The organism is Corynebacterium sp. MSK204, assembly GCF_030229885.1.
Classification (GTDB): domain Bacteria; phylum Actinomycetota; class Actinomycetes; order Mycobacteriales; family Mycobacteriaceae; genus Corynebacterium.
Window position 1 is genome coordinate 1 of record NZ_JASPGQ010000039.1, and the last position, 1,928, is coordinate 1,928.

The window sequence follows — 1,928 nt, forward strand, 5'->3', positions numbered from 1 at the left end:
GAGCATCGAGAGCTTCTTTGATCTTGTCTTCAAAGGAGTCCAAGTCACGACTGGGATCGTTGACGATCTCCTGCAGCGTCGTGGCAAACACACGCATCCCGCGAAGAGAACCGAGCAGTTCGAAGTCTTCATCGGTAAGAGCCATGGCTATACCTTCCATTCTTTATCAGTGAAGGCAAACGCCCCGGCCCCGCGTACATGCGACACAGAGTCCGGCGTGTCCGCCGTGGGCTGTTGGCGGTGCGCACGCGTAGTGTCGATGGCCGTCGACAGTGGTACATCGGTGGGCAAATACGCCTGTGCTGCGGCCTGTTTTAGATCCTTGAGCTCTTGGGCTACTTTGTTGACGCTGGGGACTGCTTTGCGCGATAACAGCTGACCACAGGCTTGTTCGAGTTCGATTCGGGAGTAATCCTTCGATAGGTTCAGTACGCCCAGAACGCTAGAATATGCTTGGGCTTCGACTTTACGAGCGTTAAACATCTGGCCGATGAGCTGTGCTGTCGCGGTCCCAATACTTTTCGCCCAGTCTTCCAAGCGTTGCCGGTTCCACTGGGTGTTTAAGTCCTTATGGTTGTCGGGGACATGCTCATCCAAGGTGGAGTAGCCATAATTAGCAGGGGCAATACGATGTGAAGCAACAATCTCACCGTCGTAGAAGACATCCAGATAGTCATCAAAAAGTTGCACGTCGACGAACTTGCCCGCTAGCTTCCACGGCACTGAATACCAGTGATTGGCGATCCGGATGTGGTAGTTCATTGCGACCTTGGACTTCTTCCACCGCGACCACGACCACCGCCGGTCGGGCAATGGGCGCAGCAGCTGTTGCTCATGGTCTTCAAACAACTGGCGACGAGAGATATCCTGCCCGCGGAAGGGACGGCGATCGTTGATGAAATCGCTTTGGTCCTCGAGGGCCTTATTGAGCATGTCGAAACTGTAGAACTCCTGGTCGTCGAGGTATTCCACGCACCATTGCTGGGCAATATCCACGGCCTTTTCAACATTCGCCTTATACCGCGGCCGGTAGCCTTTCGCCGCAGTAATACCTATCTGATAGAAATCGGCAAATGTAGAATACTCCGCAACCGGGATACGCCCCCGCAGCCCACAGGAAATCTGTTGCGTGGCTGTGAGCGCGTTATCCGGGATCAACCGCAGCGGACAACCACCGAAATACTCCAAAGCCGCACGGTGGGCTAAAAGCCACGACCGCATTTTTTGATCCGGCCACGCCGATACATGCATCATCCCTGAGTGCGGCAATGAAGCTACAAACAAGTGCGCGGTAACCCGCTGGCCTGAGACAGGATCCACAACGACCATTCCATCGCCCGACCAGTCCACCATGAGCTCGTCACCGGGATCGTGATTCAGTTGCGCTGACAGCTGATGAACATCGACATAATGCTCAAACAGCGAACAGTACTGTCGATACGAATAATGACGCTGACCAGTACCAACAGGGAACTCCAGGTACTTGGCGTGCGCGACTTTCAACGTCACGCGCTTGCCAGAGACCATCCGCTCAGCAACCTTTTTGAAATCCGGTGCGAGGAACTCCGCATCGTTGCGACGCCGGTTATCCGGAAATAGCTCCTCTAACTGGGCATTCGACAATCCAGCAATCCCACGAGCATCGAGTCGATGGTCCCTTACAACGCGACTGGCCTTATCAATCGTCGACTTCGAGACCCCTAAATCGGCTCGAATCTGGTTCCAGGAACGATTCCCGGCAACCAAGGCAAACATGATGGCACGGTAATCCGTCACCACCATCACTCCTTCCACGTGAACGCGACCCACGCGTACACACTGCGTGGGCCGTCCACTAAAGAGTGCCTAAAAACTACCCCCGGTACCCGATATCCGCACCGGTCGGTACTCGATACCGCCCTACCGGTACTAAATAGCGTCGCGCGTCA

General features: G+C 54.9%; 1 protein-coding gene. It reads right to left on the reverse strand.

The window, feature by feature from the left end:
• Positions 1-147 precede the first annotated feature (147 nt).
• Positions 148-1,782, reverse strand: a complete 1,635-nt coding sequence (gene istA / locus QP908_RS11660; RefSeq protein WP_239275901.1) for an IS21 family transposase — start codon at positions 1,780-1,782, stop codon at positions 148-150.
• Positions 1,783-1,928: the final 146 nt, after the last annotated feature.